At 65.9% G+C, this 18,829-nt stretch carries 21 protein-coding genes; 2 read left to right on the top strand and 19 right to left on the bottom strand.

Annotated features, from left to right (window positions below; genetic code table 11):
• Positions 1-3: 3 nt before the first annotated feature.
• From lepA to DPV79_RS05015, 15 genes are all read right to left on the bottom strand, one after another.
• Positions 4-1,797, bottom strand: coding sequence for a translation elongation factor 4 (gene lepA, locus DPV79_RS05085; protein WP_021159691.1), 1,794 nt, complete (start codon positions 1,795-1,797; stop codon positions 4-6).
• 199 nt (positions 1,798-1,996) lie between these two features.
• Positions 1,997-2,233, bottom strand: coding sequence for a glutaredoxin family protein (locus DPV79_RS05080; protein ID WP_027788006.1), 237 nt, complete (start codon positions 2,231-2,233; stop codon positions 1,997-1,999).
• Between the two features lie 7 nt (positions 2,234-2,240).
• Positions 2,241-3,743 carry a DegQ family serine endoprotease gene (locus DPV79_RS05075; protein WP_113044926.1) on the bottom strand — a complete coding sequence of 501 codons (1,503 nt, stop codon included), beginning with the start codon at positions 3,741-3,743 and terminating at the stop codon, positions 2,241-2,243.
• Positions 3,744-3,759: 16 nt separating this feature from the next.
• The gene (locus tag DPV79_RS05070) at positions 3,760-4,812 is read right to left on the bottom strand and encodes a MucB/RseB C-terminal domain-containing protein (protein WP_021159694.1); all 1,053 of its coding nucleotides are present in this window, start codon (positions 4,810-4,812) and stop codon (positions 3,760-3,762) included.
• Positions 4,813-4,817: 5 nt separating this feature from the next.
• The gene (locus DPV79_RS05065) at positions 4,818-5,435 is read right to left on the bottom strand and encodes a sigma-E factor negative regulatory protein (protein ID WP_027788009.1); all 618 of its coding nucleotides are present in this window, start codon (positions 5,433-5,435) and stop codon (positions 4,818-4,820) included.
• A gap of 86 nt (positions 5,436-5,521) precedes the next feature.
• Positions 5,522-6,121: an RNA polymerase sigma factor RpoE gene (gene rpoE / locus DPV79_RS05060; RefSeq protein WP_006490873.1), complete on the bottom strand. Its 600-nt coding sequence runs from the start codon at positions 6,119-6,121 to the stop codon at positions 5,522-5,524.
• Positions 6,122-6,212: 91 nt separating this feature from the next.
• Positions 6,213-6,677, bottom strand: coding sequence for a hypothetical protein (locus DPV79_RS05055; protein ID WP_021159696.1), 465 nt, complete (start codon positions 6,675-6,677; stop codon positions 6,213-6,215).
• A gap of 12 nt (positions 6,678-6,689) precedes the next feature.
• Entirely contained in the window at positions 6,690-7,922 is a 1,233-nt protein-coding gene (gene fabF, locus DPV79_RS05050; protein ID WP_113044925.1) for a beta-ketoacyl-ACP synthase II, read from the bottom strand.
• A gap of 167 nt (positions 7,923-8,089) precedes the next feature.
• Positions 8,090-8,329, bottom strand: coding sequence for an acyl carrier protein (gene acpP, locus DPV79_RS05045; protein ID WP_004197638.1), 240 nt, complete (start codon positions 8,327-8,329; stop codon positions 8,090-8,092).
• A 144-nt stretch (positions 8,330-8,473) separates the two neighbouring features.
• Positions 8,474-9,223 carry a 3-oxoacyl-ACP reductase FabG gene (gene fabG, locus DPV79_RS05040; protein ID WP_006476504.1) on the bottom strand — a complete coding sequence of 250 codons (750 nt, stop codon included), beginning with the start codon at positions 9,221-9,223 and terminating at the stop codon, positions 8,474-8,476.
• Positions 9,224-9,259: 36 nt separating this feature from the next.
• On the bottom strand, positions 9,260-10,192 hold the full coding sequence (gene fabD / locus DPV79_RS05035) for an ACP S-malonyltransferase (protein ID WP_059695440.1): 933 nt from the start codon (positions 10,190-10,192) through the stop codon (positions 9,260-9,262).
• 83 nt (positions 10,193-10,275) lie between these two features.
• Positions 10,276-11,265, bottom strand: a complete 990-nt coding sequence (locus DPV79_RS05030) for a beta-ketoacyl-ACP synthase III (protein ID WP_042975163.1) — start codon at positions 11,263-11,265, stop codon at positions 10,276-10,278.
• The gene (plsX, locus tag DPV79_RS05025; RefSeq protein ID WP_042975164.1) at positions 11,266-12,372 is read right to left on the bottom strand and encodes a phosphate acyltransferase PlsX; all 1,107 of its coding nucleotides are present in this window, start codon (positions 12,370-12,372) and stop codon (positions 11,266-11,268) included.
• A gap of 129 nt (positions 12,373-12,501) precedes the next feature.
• On the bottom strand, positions 12,502-12,681 hold the full coding sequence (rpmF, locus tag DPV79_RS05020) for a 50S ribosomal protein L32 (protein WP_006051932.1): 180 nt from the start codon (positions 12,679-12,681) through the stop codon (positions 12,502-12,504).
• 98 nt (positions 12,682-12,779) lie between these two features.
• The gene (locus tag DPV79_RS05015; protein ID WP_060217996.1) at positions 12,780-13,418 is read right to left on the bottom strand and encodes a YceD family protein; all 639 of its coding nucleotides are present in this window, start codon (positions 13,416-13,418) and stop codon (positions 12,780-12,782) included.
• A 221-nt stretch (positions 13,419-13,639) separates the two neighbouring features.
• Here DPV79_RS05015 and DPV79_RS05010 point away from each other — a divergent pair, with 221 nt between their 5' ends.
• Together DPV79_RS05010 and DPV79_RS05005 are read left to right on the top strand one after the other, a co-directional pair.
• Positions 13,640-14,272, top strand: coding sequence for a Maf-like protein (locus DPV79_RS05010; RefSeq protein ID WP_042975165.1), 633 nt, complete (start codon positions 13,640-13,642; stop codon positions 14,270-14,272).
• On the top strand, positions 14,269-14,991 hold the full coding sequence (locus DPV79_RS05005; RefSeq protein WP_027788014.1) for an SAM-dependent methyltransferase: 723 nt from the start codon (positions 14,269-14,271) through the stop codon (positions 14,989-14,991). Before DPV79_RS05010 ends, DPV79_RS05005 begins: the two co-directional genes overlap by 4 nt.
• Before the next feature lie 61 nt (positions 14,992-15,052).
• On the opposite strand, the gene DPV79_RS05000 is transcribed toward DPV79_RS05005, so the two are convergent.
• From DPV79_RS05000 to DPV79_RS04985, 4 genes are read right to left on the bottom strand one after another with little or no spacing between them, the layout of a single operon-like run.
• The gene (locus DPV79_RS05000) at positions 15,053-16,045 is read right to left on the bottom strand and encodes a S49 family peptidase (protein ID WP_021159703.1); all 993 of its coding nucleotides are present in this window, start codon (positions 16,043-16,045) and stop codon (positions 15,053-15,055) included.
• Between the two features lie 12 nt (positions 16,046-16,057).
• On the bottom strand, positions 16,058-16,459 hold the full coding sequence (locus DPV79_RS04995) for a Rieske (2Fe-2S) protein (protein ID WP_021159704.1): 402 nt from the start codon (positions 16,457-16,459) through the stop codon (positions 16,058-16,060).
• Complete coding sequence (locus DPV79_RS04990) at positions 16,456-17,115, bottom strand: HAD-IA family hydrolase (protein ID WP_027788016.1); 660 nt, start codon at positions 17,113-17,115, stop codon at positions 16,456-16,458. Before DPV79_RS04990 ends, DPV79_RS04995 begins: the two co-directional genes overlap by 4 nt.
• Before the next feature lie 11 nt (positions 17,116-17,126).
• A complete protein-coding gene (locus DPV79_RS04985) occupies positions 17,127-18,131 on the bottom strand; it encodes an RluA family pseudouridine synthase (RefSeq protein ID WP_059589887.1) in 1,005 nt (334 codons plus the stop codon).
• Positions 18,132-18,829: the final 698 nt, after the last annotated feature.

Raw genomic sequence — 18,829 nt, 5'->3', positions numbered from 1 at the left:
CTGTTATTTGTCTTCGACGCGCAAGATCGCAAGGAACGCTTCCTGCGGGATCTCGACCGAACCCACCTGCTTCATCCGTTTCTTGCCTTCCTTCTGCTTTTCGAGCAGTTTCTTCTTTCGCGTGATGTCGCCGCCGTAGCACTTCGCAAGCACGTTCTTGCGCAGCGCCTTGATGTTCTCGCGCGCGACGATGTGCGCGCCGATCGCGGCCTGGATCGCCACGTCGTACATCTGGCGCGGGATGATCTCGCGCATCTTCGCGGCCACTTCGCGGCCGCGGTATTGCGACTGCGAGCGGTGCACGATGATCGACAGCGCATCGACCTTGTCGCCGTTGATCAGCATGTCGACCTTCACGACGTCCGACGAACGGTATTCCTTGAACTCGTAGTCCATCGACGCGTAGCCGCGCGACACCGACTTCAGGCGATCGAAGAAGTCGAGCACGATCTCGGCCATCGGGATCTCGTACGTGAGCTGCACCTGGCGGCCGTGATACTGCATGTTGATCTGCGAGCCGCGCTTCTGCTCGCACAGCGTGATCACCGAGCCCACGTAGTCCTGCGGCATGTACAGGTTCACGGTGACGATCGGCTCGCGCACCTCGGCAATGCGGCCGGGCTCCGGCATCTTCGCCGGGTTCTCGACCATGATCGTCGAGCCGTCGCTCTGCACGACCTCGTAGACGACCGTCGGTGCGGTCGTGATGAGATCCATGTCGAACTCGCGCTCGAGCCGCTCCTGCACGATTTCCATGTGCAGCAGCCCGAGGAAGCCGCAGCGGAAACCGAAACCGAGCGCCTGCGACACTTCCGGCTCGTACTGCAGCGACGCGTCGTTCAGCTTCAGCTTCTCGAGCGATTCGCGCAGCGCGTCGTACTGGTTCGCTTCAACCGGATACAGCCCCGCGAACACCTGCGGCTTCACTTCCTTGAAGCCCGGCAGCGGCTCGGCGGCAGCCTTGGTCGCATGCGTGACGGTATCGCCGACCTTCGCGGCCGTCAGTTCCTTGATGCCGGCGATGATGAAGCCGACCTGCCCGGCCGACAGCGATTCGAGATTGCGCGATTTCGGCGTGAACACGCCGACGTGCTCGACCGGATACTGCGCGCCGGTCGCCATCATCTTGATCTTGTCCTTCGGACGCAGCGTGCCGTTGACGATGCGCACCAGCATCACGACGCCGACGTAGTTGTCGAACCACGAGTCGATGATCAGCGCCTGCAGCGGCGCGGCCGGATCGCCCTTCGGCGGCGGCACCTTCGCGATCAGCGCTTCGAGGACGTCCTCGACGCCGAGCCCCGTCTTCGCGCTACAGCGCGTCGCGTCGGTCGCGTCGATGCCGATCACGTCCTCGATCTCCTCGATCGCGTTCTCGGGGTTCGCGGCCGGCAGGTCGATCTTGTTCAGCACGGGAACGACCTCGACGCCGAGCTCGATCGCCGTATAGCAGTTCGCGACCGTCTGCGCCTCGACGCCCTGGCTCGCATCGACGACCAGCAGCGCGCCTTCGCACGCGGACAGCGAACGGCTGACTTCGTACGAGAAGTCGACGTGCCCCGGCGTGTCGATCAGGTTCAGGTTGTAGACCTTGCCGTCGCGCGCGCGATAGGACAGCGCGGCTGTCTGCGCCTTGATCGTGATGCCGCGCTCGCGCTCGATATCCATCGAGTCGAGCACCTGCGCTTCCATTTCACGGTCGGCGAGGCCGCCGCATACCTGGATGATGCGATCCGCGAGCGTCGACTTGCCATGGTCGATGTGCGCGATGATCGAGAAATTGCGAATATGATCCATTCAGTGCCGATCAAGCGAAAAAGGCGCGCTCGACGACCGCTGAGCACGCCTTGTGTAAGTCGGTGAAAAAACGGCTTATTTTAGCCGAAAAGGCCTTCGCCGGGCGGTATTTCCAACGCCGGCCCGCGCGGCACCCTGCCGGGGCCACCCGCCGGGCATAGCCCGGTACCAGGCGCCGCCGCAAGGCAGCAGCCCGGCTTCAGCGCCGGGCCGCGAGCGCGTCGTGCACCTTCGCGGCGTCGAACCGGTGGCGGCACACTTCCGCACCGTCCAGCAACAGCACGGGCACGTCCTCGTCGTAGCGGGCGACGAGTGCCGCATCGGTATCGATGTCGATGTAATCGACCGCAACGCCGAATTCGGCCGCCACCGGCGCCAGTGCGTCGCGCATGTCGTCGCACAGGTGGCACCAGCCGCGGCCGTAGAGCGTGAACATCGGCGCGTTATTTCTGGCGCGGCCGCACGGGCACGAACTGCGTGTTGTCGCCGCGCCGCACGAGTACCGCGACCGCCTTTTGCGGATCGAGCTGCGCGGTCACTTCGGCGAACTGCTTCGCGTTCGTGATGTCGGTGTCGCCGACACGCAGCACGATGTCGCCGCGCTGCAGGCCCGCACGCGCGGCCGGGCCGTCGACGCCGTCGATCTGCACGCCGTTCTTCAGCTTCAGCGTCTTCATCTGCTCCGCCGTCAGGTCGCTGACCGTCAGACCGAGCGAGTTGGCCTGGCGCGGCTTCTGCGGCGCGTTCTTGCGCTGCTCGGCCTTCGCCGTCGATTCGGCCGGCGTTTCCGCGATCGTGATCGGCAGATCGCGTGCCTGACCCTTGCGCCACACGCTGACCGTCGCCTTCGTGCCCGGCTTCGTGTCGCCGACCATGCGCGGCAGATCCGACGCCGTGTCGACCGAACGGCCATTGAACTTCAGGATAATGTCGCCCGGCTGGATGCCCGCCTTGTCGGCCGGGCCGCCCGGCTCGACGCTGCTGACGAGCGCGCCCTCCGCCTTCGGCAGCCCGATCGAATCGGCCACGTCCTTCGTCACTTCGCCGATCGCCACCGCGATCCGGCCGCGCGTGACCTTGCCCGTCGCCTTCAGCTGGTCGGCCACGCGCATCGCCTCGTCGATCGGAATCGCGAACGAGATGCCTATGAAGCCGCCGGTACGGCTGTAGATCTGCGAGTTGATGCCGATCACCTCGCCCTGCATGTTGATCAGCGGGCCGCCCGAGTTGCCGGGGTTCACGGCGACGTCGGTCTGGATGAACGGCAGGTAGTCGCCCGTGTTGCGGCTCTTCGAGCTGACGATGCCGGCCGTCACCGTGTTGTCGAGGCCGAACGGCGAACCGATCGCGACGACCCACTCGCCGACACGCACCTTGTTCGAATCGCCGATCGCGACGACCGGCAGGTTCGACGCCTGGATCTTGACGACCGCGACGTCCGTGCGATCGTCGACGCCGATCAGCTTCGCCTTGAATTCGCGCTTGTCGGTCAGCGTCACGTAGATGGTGTCCGCATCGTCGACGACGTGCGCATTGGTCATCACGTAACCGTCGGCCGACACGATGAAACCCGAGCCGACGCCGCGATTCTGTTCGGTGTCGGGCGGATTGTCCGGCGCCGGCGCGTTCTTCGGGTTGCCGCCGCCATTGCCGCCACCGTTGCCGGGCGCCTGCGGCAGCGGAATGCCGAAGAAGCGCCGGAAGAATTCCGACATGTCGCCGTTGTCGAAGCCCGGCGGGAGCATCCCGCGCGGGCCGCTGCTCGTCGGTACGTTGGCGGTGGTCCGGATGTTCACGACGGCCGGCCCGACCTTTTCGACCAGATCGGCGAAGTCGGGCAGGCTGGCAGCGGGAGCCGTCACCGCGACCGCGGTATGTGGCACGAGCGGCAGGCAGGCAGACAGCGCCGCCGCCGCGAGCCATTTGCGCAGCGTGAGTTTCATCATGTCGGAAGCCGTAGCGTTACTTGGAAGCCTTGTATTCTATGGCAGACGCGAACTGCTGCAACGTAGCCGGCGGCACTTCGCCGAGCACGGTGATCCAGTAGTCGCCGCGGCGCTTCACGAGAACGTTCGTTGCACCGGTGCTGCCCGCGCCTTCCTTGCGCGTATTCTTTTCGGCCGGCTCGATGAAAACCGAGATCGTCGCGAGACCGTCGGTGAAGACGGCCTGATCGACCGGAATCGGCGGCTCACCCGCGTCGCGCGCGGCCATCGGCCGACGCACTTCGCGAATCTTCTGGAAACCGGCAACACTCGGTGCGAGTTGCCAGCCCTGCGCTTCCATGTCGACCGTCGCGACCGGCGGGCGTACGACCGTCCAGCCGCTCAGGTTGCGCATGCCGGCCGCGATCGCGGCCTTGTCGCCGCTTGCGCCGCCCGTCTGCAATTGCGAGAAAGCGATCTGCTCGAGCACATGATCGTTCGCATCGAGCGTCTGCGAACGCAGCAGCAGCCCCGTGCGCGCGTCGGCCCACAGCTTGTACGTGAAGCGGTATGCGTCCTTCGGCACGAGCTCGACGACCTGCGCGTCGATCCCCGCGACGCGATCCTTGCCGAGCGACTTCGCGTCGTAGACGGACATCACGTGCTCGCCGCTCGCGCCGAGCAGCGCGGGGAACGAGTCGCGCGTCTGACGGCGCTCGACCACGCACAGCTTGCGCTCGGGTACGAACGTGTACAGCTCGTCGTTGTGGCGCAGCAGCTTGCGCGGCTTGCCGTCGAGCGTCTCGATGCGCTCGAACTCGCCGTCGCGGGACGCGACGTGCGCAATGCGCGACGACTGCACATACCCGCCCCGCTGATAGACGAACGTGCCTTCGTAGCTCTGCTGCTGCGCCGCTTGCTGGACGCGGTCGAGCCAGTCCGCGGCACCCTTGCGGGTCGCGACGGGATCGTCCGGTTGCTGGGCGCTGGCGGGAAGGGATTGAACGGACAACAGGGCGGCTGCGCAAAGCAGGAGGGCCGGCAGCCGCTTCCATCCGGAGATGGCTTGATTCAACTGCAATGTCCGCATCGGGTTTATTGGCCTGGCGTGGTGGTCACGGCAGCGCGGATCAGCGGCATCGAACCCGTGACGACGGGCTGCTGCGCGAATTGCTGGTGCGCTTCAAGGTATTGGTCGAGGCTGGCGTCGCGGATTATGTTGACGTCCTGCAGCCCCGGCTGGGCCGATGCCTGCGCAACCGTCACGCGCTGCAGGTTGCCGCCTTGCGGCGCACCGGCCGACGCGACCTGGACGGCGCCCGGGGCACCGGCCGTCTGCATTTGCGGGACGACGATCCACGTCAGCGTGGCCGCCGCGGCGGCAACCGCGAACGCGGGCACGACGCGCCGGCGCAGCGACAGCAGCTTGCGCGCGACCGGCGCGGCCGCCGGCGCGAGCAGGTGCGGCTCGCTTTCGAGCGCAGCCGACATGCGCGCGGTGAACGCGACGCTCAGCGCGGGCGACAGCGCCAGTTCGTCCGAGCGCAGCGCATCGCCGATCAGGTGGTAATGGGCCCACGCAGCGCGATCCGCGCGGTTGAGCTCAGCCAGAAACTGCCCGTTGTCCGGGCCATCGAACATTTCGCCGTCGACCAGCGCGGAAAGGCGCTCGCCGCGCGAGCACGCTTGCGACTGCGTATTGACCGACCCCATGATGCTCCCCATCTTGCACACCCCGTCGTGACTTCACGACTCTAACCGTAACTAGACCCCGACCCGCGTCGCTCCGCCTGTCGCGCTTACCAGCGCTTGCCTTCGGGCGTATCGAGCAGCGGACGCAATTTGGCAGCAATTGCCTCGCGTGCACGGAAGATCCGCGACCGGACCGTCCCGATCGGACAGCCCATCATTTCCGCGATCTCTTCGTAGCTCAGGCCCTCGATCTCGCGCAGCGTAATTGCCTGGCGCAGTTCCTCGGGCAGCAGAGCCATGGCAGCGTTGACCGTCTCGGCAATCTGCTTGCTCATCAACATCGACTCAGGCGTGTTGATATCCCTTAGTTGGTCTGCGTCGGAGAAAGTTTCCGCTTCCTCCGCATCGGCCTCGGTCGAGGTCGGCGCCCGGCGGCCTTGCGTCGCAAGGTAGTTCTTCGCCGTGTTGACGGCAATTCGGTACAACCACGTATAGAACGCCGATTCGCCGCGGAATTGCGGCAGCGCACGATACGCCTTGATGAACGCGTCCTGGGCCACATCCTCGACCTCGGCGGGATCACGCACGAGGCGCGAGATCAGCCGAATGATCTTGCGGTGGTATTTGGAGACCAGGAGTTCGAACGCCGCCTTGTCGCCCTTCTGTACGCGTTCGACCAGAGCCTGATCGATTTCTTTTTCACTCACCTGACAAATCCGTTAACTAGGGATGCAACGCGGAGCGTCATTGTAACGTTCCCGCGCCGGACGCTGGTTACGGTACGTAACCGCGCCGCCGTCATGCCCGCCCCGCCGCGCCCGCCGTCTTCGCCAGCACGGAAAGCGCGCTGAACGATGCGGCGTCGAGCGCATCGGCCGGAATCAGCAGCGGCCGGGCTCGCCGGGCACCCTGCCCGACCGACAGCACCAGCAGCAGGCTGCTCCAGTGCGCATGCCCCGTCACGCGGCCACGGGCCAGCAGGCGCCCGGTGCGGCCGAACGCCGCGATTTCCCCGAACGCGTCGATTCGCAGCTCGGCCGGCAGCCGGCGGGCACAGGCCCGTGCGGCGCATACGGCCAGCAGCGCGGCCGTCACGGCCGACACGCATGCGCCCGCGGCAGCGCCCGCGCGCGGCGCCCAGAACAGGTAGGCCGACGCGGCAGCCGACGCGACGAACGCGGCCAGCACGACATATGACACGGCCGAGGCCCGCAACGCAAAGCGCTGCGGACGCCCGGCCGGCGCATCGAATGGACTCGTCAAGTGACTGCGGCGTCAGACGCGCTTGAACACCAGCGTGCCGTTGGTACCGCCGAAGCCGAAGTTGTTCTTCACGGCCACGTCGATCTTCATGTCACGTGCGGTATTCGCGCAGTAATCGAGATCGCACTCGGGGTCCTGGTTGAAGATGTTGATGGTCGGCGGCGACACGTTGTTGTGCAGCGCGAGCACCGTGAACACCGACTCGAGGCCGCCCGCGCCGCCCAGCAGGTGGCCCGTCATCGACTTCGTCGAGTTCACGACGATCTTGTACGCATGCTCGCCGAAGGCCGCCTTCACCGCGTCGGACTCGTTCTTGTCGCCCAGCGGCGTCGACGTGCCATGCGCGTTCAGGTACTGGACCTCGTCCGCGTTCACGCCGGCGTCGCGCAGTGCCGCGACCATGCAGCGGCGCGGGCCGTCCATGTTCGGCGCGGTCATGTGGTACGCATCGCCCGTCATGCCGAAACCCGAGACTTCCGCGTAGATCTTCGCACCGCGTGCCTTCGCCGATTCGTATTCCTCGAGCACCATCACGCCCGCACCTTCGCCCAGCACGAAGCCGTCGCGGTCCTTGTCCCACGGTCGGGACGCGGTGGCCGGATCGTCGTTGCGGGTCGACAGCGCACGCGCTGCCGCGAAACCGCCGATGCCGAGCGGCGACACCGTCGATTCGGCGCCGCCCGCGACCATCACGTCGGCGTCGCCGGCCTGGATCAGGCGTGCCGCGAGGCCGATGCTGTGCAGGCCGGTCGTGCAGGCCGTGACGGCCGCGAGGTTCGGGCCCTTCAGGCCGAACATGATGCTCAGGTGACCCGAGATCATGTTGATGATCGAACCCGGCACGAAGAACGGCGAAATCCGGCGCGCGCCGCGATCGACGTAGGTCTGGTGCGTATCTTCGATCATCGGCAGGCCGCCGATGCCGGAACCGACCAGCACGCCGATGCGCTCCGCATTGGTTTCGTTCACTTCCAGCCCGCTGTCCTTGATGGCCTGGACACCGGCGGCGATGCCGTAATGGATGAACGTATCCATGTTCCGGGCTTCCTTCGCCGGGATGTACTCCTCGGCGCTGAACCCCTTCACTTCGCCCGCGAAATGGACGGCGAGGTTCGACGGGTCGAACTTCGTGACGGTGGCAATGCCGGACTTGCCGGCGACGAGATTGGCCCAGCCGTCGGCAACATTATTGCCAACAGGCGAAATCAGCCCCAGGCCTGTAACAACAACACGACGGCGGCTCACGGTAACCTCTTTTCCATTATTGGATGACAAAAACAAAAGCCACAGTGGCCACAGGAACCAGCCCTGCGAGCCCTGTGGCTGTTAGTCCGTCCGGCGCGAGGCCGGCAGGATGGCGCGTCAATCGCGAAGATCGCGGCGACGTGGCGGACAAGCGCGAAAGGCGCCTGTTACGCCTTGACGTTTGCGCGAGCGTAGTCGATCGCTTGCTGAACGGTCGTGATCTTCTCTGCTTCTTCGTCCGGGATTTCCATGCCGAACTCGTCTTCGAGAGCCATCACCAGTTCGACGGTGTCGAGCGAGTCGGCGCCCAGGTCGTTCACGAACGAAGCTTCGTTCTTGATCTCGGCTTCCGCGACGCCCAGTTGTTCAGCGACGATCTTCTTGACACGTTGTTCGATGTTGTCCATTACCCCTCCGAGGGAAAGTTCAGATTTACAAGTGCGCGCATTTTATCAGGTTTGCTGACGCCAAAACGCGCGTTGGCTTGATGGTCGATCAAGCGCCGATCCGCCTGAAAAACGGGATACGGCGCGGATGGTAAACGAAAATCGTTACGACATGTACATGCCGCCGTTCACGTGCAGCGTCGTACCGGTGATGTAACCGGCCTGCGGCGATGCGAGGAACGCGACGGCGTGGGCAATGTCTTCCGGGCTGCCGAGGCGGCCGAGCGGAATCTGGGTCTTGAGCGCGGCCTGCTGTTCTTCCGGCAGCGTCTTCGTCATGTCGGTATCGATGAAGCCCGGCGCCACACAGTTCACGGTGATGCCGCGGCTGCCGATTTCACGTGCGAGCGCACGGGTCATGCCCGCGACACCCGCCTTCGCCGCTGCATAGTTGACCTGACCCGGGTTACCGGCCGAGCCGACCACCGACGTGATGTTGATGATGCGGCCGCCACGCGCCTTCATCATCGGGCGCAGCACCGCGCGCGACAGGCGGAACACCGACTTCAGGTTGGTGTCGATCACCGCGTCCCAGTCCTCGTCCTTCATCCGCATCGCGAGCTGGTCCTGCGTGATGCCCGCGTTGTTGACGAGCACGTTCAGCGCGCCGAATTCCTTCACGGTCGCGTCGATCAGCGCCTCGGCGGCTGCCGCGTCGTTGACGTTCAGCACCGCACCGCGACCCGTGACGCCCGCTTCCGCGAACGCCGCGGTGATCGCAGCGGCGCCCGACTCACTCGTCGCCGTGCCGATCACCGTCGCGCCCAGGCGCGCGAGTTCGAGCGCGATCGAACGGCCGATGCCGCGCGATGCGCCGGTAACGATCGCAACCTGTTTATCGAGAGTCTTGTCCATGAATCGAATATCCGTCTCTTGAGAAAAGGCGCCGCGTCAGGCGGTCACCAGCTTGAGCGCTTCGTCGAGCGACGCCGGATCGAACACCGACGCACCCGTCAGGTTGCCGTCGATGCGCTTCGTCAGGCCGGCGAGCACCTTGCCCGGACCGCATTCGATCACGTGCGTGACGCCCGTGCCTGCGATGTGCTGCACGCACTCGACCCAGCGCACCGGGCCCGCGGCCTGGCGCACCAGTGCGTCCTTGATCGCAGCCGGATCGCTGACCACGGCGACGTCGATGTTGTTGACGACCGGAATCTGCGGCGCCTTCACGTCGACGTTCGCGAGGTAGTCGCGCAACTGATCCGACGCCGGCTTGAGCAGCGACGAATGGAACGGCGCCGACACCGGCAGCGGCAGCGCGCGCTTCGCGCCCTTCGCCTTCGCGATCTCGCAGGCCTTTTCGACCGCAGCCTTGTTGCCTGCGATAACGACCTGCGCGGGTGCATTGAAGTTCACTGCCTCGACGACACCCGCTTCCGCGGCTTCCGCGCATACCGCACGCACCGTGTCGTCATCGAGACCCAGGATCGCGGCCATGCCGCCCTGGCCGACCGGCACGGCCGTCTGCATCGCCTGCGCGCGAAAACGCACGAGCGGCACGGCATCCTTGAACGCGAGCGCGCCGGCAGCGACGAGCGCCGTGTATTCGCCGAGGCTGTGTCCGGCGACGATCGACGGCGCCGGGCCGCCCGCCTGCTGCCACGCGCGATAGCACGCGTAGGCCGCGGTCAGCATCACGGGCTGCGTGTTGGTGGTGAGGTTCAGCTCTTCGGCCGGGCCTTCGGCGATCAGCTTGCCGAGATCCTGATTGAGTGCATCGGACGCTTCCTGGAGCGTCTCGCGCACGACGGCCAGATCGGCGAATGCGTTGAGCATGCCGACCGCCTGCGAGCCCTGCCCCGGAAATACGAATGCAAATTTCATATCGTCCCCAATTGAATCGATTCGGACGGCGCGCACGAATGGCGCGCCGGTGGGATCCGCGCGCAGCCGTCGCGCGCCGCGGATCAGTAGCGGAAGACCGACGCGCCCCAGGTGAAGCCGCCGCCGACGCCTTCGATCAGCACGTGCTGGCCGCGCTGGATGCGACCGTCGCGCACCGCGGCGTCGAGCGCCAGCGGAATCGACGCGGCCGACGTGTTGCCGTGCTGGTCGACCGTCACGACCATGCGCTCCTGCGGCAGGCCGAGCTTGCGGCAGGTGCTGGTCATGATGCGGATGTTGGCCTGGTGCGGAATCAGCCAGTCGATCTGCTCGGGCGCGAGATTCGCCTTCGCGAGCGCTTCGATCGCGACCTTTTCGAGCACGTTGACCGCGAGCTTGAACACGGCCTGCCCGTCCATGTGCAGGAACGCGCTGCCGTCGATCACGCCGCGATTGACGTTGCCCGGCGTGCACAGGATGTTCGAGTAGCTGCCGTCCGCGTGCAGCGCGCTGCCGAGCACGCCCGGCTCTTCCGACGCGGACAGGATCACCGCGCCCGCGCCGTCGCCGAACAGCACACAGGTCGTGCGGTCCTTGAAGTCGAGAATGCGCGAGAACGTCTCCGCACCCACCACGAGCGCGGTGCGGTGCTGGCCGCTGCGGATGAAGCTGTCGGCGGTCGCCATCGCGTACGCGAAGCCCGAACACACGGCCTGTACGTCGAAGGCCGCGCCGCCGTTCTTGATGCCGAGCTTGTTCTGCAGCAGGCACGCGGTGCTCGGGAACACGAAATCGGGGGTCGAAGTCGCGACGATGATCAGGTCGATCGACTGCGGATCGATGCCGGCGGCCTCGATCGCGCGACGCGACGCCTCGAGCGCGAGGTCGCTGGTCGTGACGTCCGGTGCGGCGAAATGGCGCGCATGGATGCCCGTGCGCGCAACGATCCATTCATCGCTCGTCTCGATGCCTTCCTTCGCAAGTCGATCGGTCAACTGCTGGTTCGTGACGCGGTCAGGCGGCAGGTAGCTGCCCGTGCCGAGCACGCGGGAATAGAGAGTCGATTGGGCCATTTATGCTTTAGAGGATTGCGCAGCGGAAGGTTCGGCGTGATGGCCTGCGGCGGGGCTTGCATGGCCCGCGCCGCCCGCGTTGTGTTCGCCGTCGCCGAGCGACACCGAATTATCCGCCATCGCACGCGTGAGGCGCTCCAGCACGCCGTTTTTGACGGCATCATACCCGCGTTTGATTGCCCACTCAAACGCGTAGGCATCGGCCGAACCATGGCTCTTGATCACGAGGCTCTTCAGCCCCAGCAGCGCCGCGCCGTTGTACTGACGGTGATCGACGCGCTTCTTGAAACGCATCAGCACCGGCAGCGCGAGCAGCGCCATCAGCTTCGACATCAGCGAACGGCCGAACTCCTCGCGGATGATGTCCGACAGCATCTGCGCGAGCCCTTCGGACGTCTTCAGCGCGACGTTGCCGACGAAGCCGTCGCACACGATCACGTCGACCGTGCCCTTGTAGATGTCGTTGCCTTCCACGTTGCCGCGGAAATTGAGCGTGCTGGCGCGCAGCAGTTCGCCTGCGCGCTTGATCGTCTCGTTGCCCTTGATGACCTCTTCGCCGATGTTCAGCAGGCCGATCGTCGGGCGCTCCTTGCCTTCGAGCGCGGCCACGAGCGCGTGCCCCATTTCCGCGAACTGCAGCAGGTGCTGCGGTTCGCAGTCGACGTTCGCGCCGAGGTCCAGCATCATCGTGTAGCCGGTCGGGTTCGGCAGCGCGAACGCGATCGCGGGCCGCTCGATGCCGGGCAACGTCTTGAGTACGTAACGGGAAACGGCCATCAGCGCGCCGGTATTGCCGGCGGAGATGCAGGCCTGCGCCGCGCCTTCCTTGACGTGGTTGAGTGCGACGCGCATCGAAGAATCCTTCTTCTTGCGCAGCGCCACTTCGACAGGATCGTCCATCGCCACGACTTCGGTGGCGGGAACGATGGTCAGCGCGGGATCGTCGAGGGCTTTCAGCTTTTTCAGCTGAGCGCGGATCGCGCTTTCGATGCCGACGAGCATCAGGTGCGCATCGGGATGCGCGCGGACGAACTTGACTGCCGCGGGAACGGTCACGGACGGGCCGTGGTCGCCTCCCATGCAATCGATTGTGAGCTTTACGGTCATGGAATGCGACGAATTTCAGGCACAAAAAAGCGGCAGTTGAATGCCGCCTTTTTGTTGAGCCAGGAAAGTGTCAAGCGAACCAGTTGTCACGCGAACGGCAAACGTAGCGCGCAACGCGTGACTTGACGCTTAGTCGTTCTTCGTCTTGACGACTTTCTTGCCGCGGTAGTAGCCGTTCGGGCTGACGTGGTGACGCAGGTGCACTTCACCCGTGCTCGGCTCGACTGCCAGCGGCGCTGCCGTCAGGAAATCGTGCGAACGATGCATGCCGCGCTTCGACGGCGACTTCTTGTTTTGCTGGACTGCCATGACTAACTCCTAAATAATTTTCCGGATTCTAACACAGCCCGATCCGGCGCTTAACTACCCTGGCCCAAAGCCTTTACGCCTTCCCGCGCCACAACTGCTTAGTGTTTCTTGGTGCCGTCACCGCCCTTCTTCAGCGCTTCCAGCGCTGCGAACGGATTCGGCCGTTTGCCTTCGTCCCCGGCTTCGTCGGACTCCTCGTCCGCCTCTTCCGCGGGACCGCTCGCACCCGACACGAGGCTTTCGTGAACTGCCGGGCAAACCTCGTGCTTGGGCACGAGCGGCAACGAAAGCAGCAATTCCTCTTCGATCAAGTCGACGAGATCGAACTGGCGTGAGCCCACGATCACATCGGCTTCATCGTCGTCGAGCGGAAATTCTTCAGCTTCTTCTTCGGTCGCGACGACCCGGTACGTCATGTCGACGTCGAACGTCTGGTCGTACGGGGTCATGCAGCGCTGGCACGTGAGCCACGCATGACCGTGCACCGCGAGGCGCAGATACGGCTGCTGCCCGTCGGCGCCGTCGTCCTGCAACTCCTTCTGGGTGAACCCTTCCGCCTGCCATGTGAAGACCGTGTCGCGATCTGGCGCGTCCGCAGGCACTTCGTTTAACATGCGCGGCAGTTGCGAGAGGTGCACCGCGCCTGCTGCCTGCCGCCCGCTGCGGGCGAACTCGAACAGGTCCACTGCATGCGGATCAAGTGGCGCCGCAGCAGGTTTGCCAGAAGAAGTGTTCATGTGCGCTCCTGCCTACAGGCTGACTTGCGGATCCGACTTGGTGCCGCTCGCGTACGGGTGACCGTACTTTACTTCCGAAGACCCGGCAGGCGCCACCACAACGGAAGCCTGCCGACGAAAAGCGGGAAAGCATACCTGTTTTACCTTTTGCAGTCAATCACTTAAGCTTGCGTCCGCAGCAACGCTGCGCAACACCCGACGACTCACCGATCCCACCGACCATGCCGGATACCGTTTGCCGCCCGCCGCGGCTGATTCTTGCCTCCAGTTCACGCTACCGCCGCGCGCTCCTCGAGCGCCTCGGCATCCCCTTCGACGTCGTGTCGCCCGACCTCGACGAAACCCCGCACGACGGCGAGACGCCGGCCGCGACCGCACTGCGCCTTGCAGGCGCGAAAGCGCGCGCCGTCGCCGCGACGATCGACGCGCCGGACGGCGTGCTCGTGATCGGGTCCGACCAGGTCGCGACCTTCGACGGGCTCCAGATCGGCAAGCCGGGCACGCATGAGCGCGCGCTCGCGCAACTCGTGTCGATGCAGGGCCGCGAAGTCGAATTCCACAGCGCGCTCTGCCTGTATGACAGCCGCACGGGCGAAGCGCAGGTCGAGGACGTCGTCACGCGCGTGCGTTTCCGCTCGCTGCCCGAGGCCGAACTCGATGCGTACCTGCGCGCGGAAACGCCGTACGACGTCGCCGGCAGCGCCAAGTCGGAAGGACTCGGCATCGCGCTGCTCGACGCGATCGACTCGAACGACCCGACGGCACTCGTCGGCCTGCCGCTGATCGCGCTCACGCGGATGCTGCGCGCCGCCGAATATCCACTGTTTGCAACCACCCGTGGAGACCGCGCATGACGGCCGGCACGCTCTATCTCGTTCCGAACACGCTCGGCGAAGGCGACGAATCGATGCTCGCGGCGGTCCTGCCCGCGGCCGTGCAGGCACGCGCCGGCACGCTCGGCTATTACATCGGCGAGAACGCGAAGACGACGCGCGCGTTTCTGAAGAAAATCGGCACGACGCGCCCGATCCAGGAAATCGAGATCAGCGAACTGAACGTCAATACGCCGGCCGGCCAGATCGACCGGCTGCTCGCACCCGTGCTGGCCGGCGCGGATGCCGGCCTCGTATCCGAAGCCGGCTGCCCGGCCGTCGCCGATCCCGGCGCCTTGCTGGTGCGCCGCGCACACGAGCGCGGCGTGAAGGTCGTGCCGCTCGTCGGGCCGAGCTCGATCCTGCTCGCGCTGATGGCATCGGGCCTGAACGGCCAGAGCTTCGCGTTCAACGGCTACCTGCCGGTCGACGCGGCCGCGCGCGCGAAGCGCCTGCGCGAACTCGAGCAGCTGTCACGCAAGGCGCGCCAGACGCAGATCTTCATCGAAACGCCGTACCGGAATCAGGCGATGCTCGACACGCTCGTCGCGACCTGCGCACCGTCCACGCAGATCTGCGTCGCGGCCGACCTGACCCTCGCGACCGAGACGATCGCGAGCCGCACCGTAACGGACTGGAAAAAGGCGCCTGCGCCGAATCTGCACAAGCGCCCTGCGATCTTCCTGCTGCTGGCGAACTGAAGCCGCGACCGGTGGCTGCCCGGCAGCCGATCGGCGGGCCATCGCGGCCCACCCGCTTCCGTCAGCGCAGGCTGACCGCCGCGCCGCCGGCCGTCAGCGCCTTCATCGCGGCGCCGCCGACGGCCGCGCCGAACTTGCGCGCGACACGGTTCGTCAGGCTTTCCTTCACCGTATAGTCGACGAGATCGGGCGCCTTCAGCACGTCGCGCGCGACCGTGTCGGTCGTGCCGAAGCCGTCGGCGAGCCCGAGCTCGACGCTCTTCTCGCCGGTCCAGAACAGGCCCGAGAACATGTCGGGCGTCTCGTGCAGCCGCTTGCCGCGGCCATCCTTCACTGCCTTGATGAACTGCGCGTGCACCTGGTCGAGCAACGCCTGCGCGTGCGCGTCCATCTTCGGCGTCTCCGGCGAGAACGGATCGTAGAAGCCCTTGTTTTCACCTGACGTATGCAGGCGTCGCTCGACGCCGAGCTTGCCCATCAGGCCGGTAAAGCCGAACCCGTCCATCAGCACGCCGATCGACCCGACGATGCTCGCCTTGTCGACGAAGATCTTGTCGGCAGCGGATGCGATGTAATAGCCGCCCGACGCACACATGTCGGTCACGACGACGTACAGCGGCTTGTCCGGATGCTTCGCGCGCAGCCGCCGGATCTCGTCGTAGACCATCCCGGCCTGCACCGGGCTGCCGCCCGGGCTGTTGATCCGCAGCACGACGCCGGCCGTACCGTCGTCGTCGAACGCGGCGTCGAGCGCCGTGTTGATGTCGTCGGCGTTCGCGTTGACGCCGGCGGCGATCTCGCCGTCGATCGTCACGAGCGCCGTATGCCGCCCGCTCGCCGAGAACTTCGCATCGCTCGAGAAATCGATCAGCGCGAACGCAAGCAGCACGAACACGCCGAGGAACGCGAAGCGGAAGAAGATCTTCCAGCGCCGTGCCGCGCGCTGCTCCTTGACGGCCGCAAGCGCGATCCGCTCGAGCGCCGCACGCTCCCAGTTCGGTTCACGGCTGTCGGGACGGGAGGAGGAATCCGGGGAATTCGGTTGGTCGGCCATGCGGTATTGTCGTCAGTCGGTCGTGGCGGAAACGGCGGGACGCAGGTCGGCGTCGGGCACCCAGAATACCGCACGCCCGTCGGCCGTGTCGCGCTCGTCGACCTCGACCGGCCGCAGCCGGCCGCCGCGGCACGGGCCGCCGACGCACTTGCCGGTGTTCGGCTCGTAGATCGCGCCATGCGTCGCGCACATCAGGTAGAGGCCCGACGATTCGAAGAACTGGCCTTCGGCCCAGTCGAGCTCCATCGGCACATGCGCGCAGCGGTTCAGGTAACCGTATGCGCGCCCCTCGTAGCGCACGAAGAACACGACGGCCTGCTCGCCGCGCAGCGTCGCGTCGACGCGCACGCCGGCACCGCCGTCGGCCAGGGCATCCGATGCACACACGCGCATCGCGTCCGGCGCCGCGCTCATGCGTGCTCCCGCAACCACGCGGCCAGCGCCTCGACGTCCGGCGCGACGAAGCGCGGCGTGAGCGCAGCCAGCGCATCGGCCGTGTGCGCGCCGTATGCGACACCGACGCCGGCCGCCCCGGCACTCGCGGCCATCTGCAGGTCGTGCGTCGTGTCGCCGATCATCACGGTGCGGGAAAGATCCTGCCCCAGTTCCCGGGACAACTCGTGCAGCATCGCCGGATGGGGTTTCGAGAAAGTCTCGTCCGCGCAGCGCGTCGCATCGAACAGGCTCGTCAGCTTCGACTGGTCGAGCACGCGATTCAACCCGACCCGGCCCTTGCCGGTTGCCACGGCGAGCAGATAACCGGTGTCGCGCAGCTCGGCGAGCAGTTCGCGCACGCCGGCGAACAGCTCGATGCGCTGGTCGTCGAGCAGATAGTGATAGCGGTAGCGCTCGGCGAGCCGCGAATAGTCGGACGGATCGAGGGTCGGAGCGGTAATCTGCAGCGCGTCGCGCAGGCCGAGGCCGATCACGTAGCGCGACGCCTCGTCGGACGGCGTGGGCAGGCCGAGATCGCGGCATGCGGCCTGGATGCTGTGCGCGATGTGCGCAGTCGAATCCATCAGCGTGCCGTCCCAGTCGAAGACGATCAGGTCAAATTGCTGTCGAGCCATGCGGTTCAGGTTCAGGCGGTATCGCGCAATGCGCTGAGTTGGTCGAGGAAGCGCCGGCATTCGTCCGGCAGCGGCGCATCGAACTGCAGCGCCTCGCCGGTCAGCGGGTGGGCGAGCTTCAGCCGGTGCGCATGCAGGAACATCCGTTTCAGCGACGGCTGCGCATTCGCGCGCGCCAGCGCCTTGTTCAGTGCGAAATCGCCATACTTGGCGTCGCCGGCGATCGGCAGGCCGAGATGCGCGAGGTGCACCCGAATCTGATGGGTCCGACCCGTTTTGAGTTCCGCTTCGACGAGCGCGTAGTCCGGCCAGCGGTCGACGAGGTTGAACACCGTATGCGACGGCAGCCCGTCGTCCTGCACCCGCACGCGGCGCTCGCCTTCCGGGGTCGAATACTTGAACAGCGGCGCCTTCACCGCGCGGCGGCGGCCCCAGTCGGGCTGCCATTCGCCGTGCACGCACGCGAAGTAGCGCTTGTCCATCCGGTTCTCGCGAATCTGCTCGTGCAGGCCGACGAGCGCCGTGCGCTTCTTCGCGAGCATCAGGATCCCGGACGTCTCGCGGTCGAGTCGGTGCACCAGTTCGAGGAATTTCGCGCGCGGGCGCGCCTGGCGCATCTGCTCGATCACGCCGAACGCGACGCCGCTGCCACCGTGAACCGCGACCCCCGCCGGCTTGTCGATGACGAGCATCGCGTCGTCCTCGTACAGCACGTGGAAATTCGCGGGCGGCACGACGGGCGTATCGGCGCGCGCGAGGTCGGCCGCCGCGACGCGCACCGGCGGCACGCGGACGAGGTCGCCCAGTTCGAGGCGGTACTGCGCATCGATCCGGCCCTTGTTGACGCGCACTTCGCCGCTGCGCAGGATCCGGTAAATATGGCTTTTCGGCACGCCTTTACAGACGCGCAACAGGAAATTGTCGATGCGCTGACCGGCCGAGTTTTCGTCGATCTCGATCATCGATACCTGGCCGCTTGCGACCGAATTCTGGGATATTTTGCCTAACTCATTCATACTGAATATAATTTTGCCCAGCCTGACGTTGTGGGTGGCCTGATCGGCCGGCCCCGGCTGAATCGGGCAAGGCGCAAGCGCAAACCGCTATTTTACTTGCGCCGGGGGTCCGCTGCTCGCCCCTAATCAAAGAGATGCAGCAAGTTGCACGCACGGCGCCGCCCGTCGGCAAGGATCGCGCCCACAGGCGGATTCGGTCGGCAAGGCGCCGCGGTAACGGAAAGTTGGTTGAAAAGAATTTGATCGGCAGCCCGACGGCGCGAAGTGCGTCCGCAAGCTGCCGGTTGCGAAAATTACGGCGTTGCGCCCGATTTGGTTCCGCGAAGCGTGCGGGACTTGGCGACGTCAAACCAGGGAAGTACACCCCAAGCGGGAAAGTCGGGCTGGATTCGATACTCCCCGCTGCGGCCCAAGCCGCAGCATCTGCCGCCCGTCGGCGCGCGCGACGCATTGCGCGCGCCCGTGGCAATGCCCGGACAGGCTTAGCGCGCTTTTGCAGCGTGCGGTGTGTGAACGCCGTGCTTTGAAGCCGTATTCGCAGGTGCCCTACGGCCGCCGGCCCCGTCTTTCGGGGCCCAAGCGCCTCTTCAGGCAATTCTCCCCGCCATCGTTCCCGCTCCAGCGTGCTTGTGACAACACAACAAGGTGCGGCCTGCCGTCGTTCCCGCCCTCGCGACTGACAACCGCGAGGCGCCGGC

Source organism: Burkholderia reimsis, assembly GCF_003294055.1.
GTDB lineage: Bacteria > Pseudomonadota > Gammaproteobacteria > Burkholderiales > Burkholderiaceae > Burkholderia > Burkholderia cepacia.
Note: the sequence above shows the minus strand (reverse complement) of the source record. Positions and strands in the feature narration are given on the sequence as shown.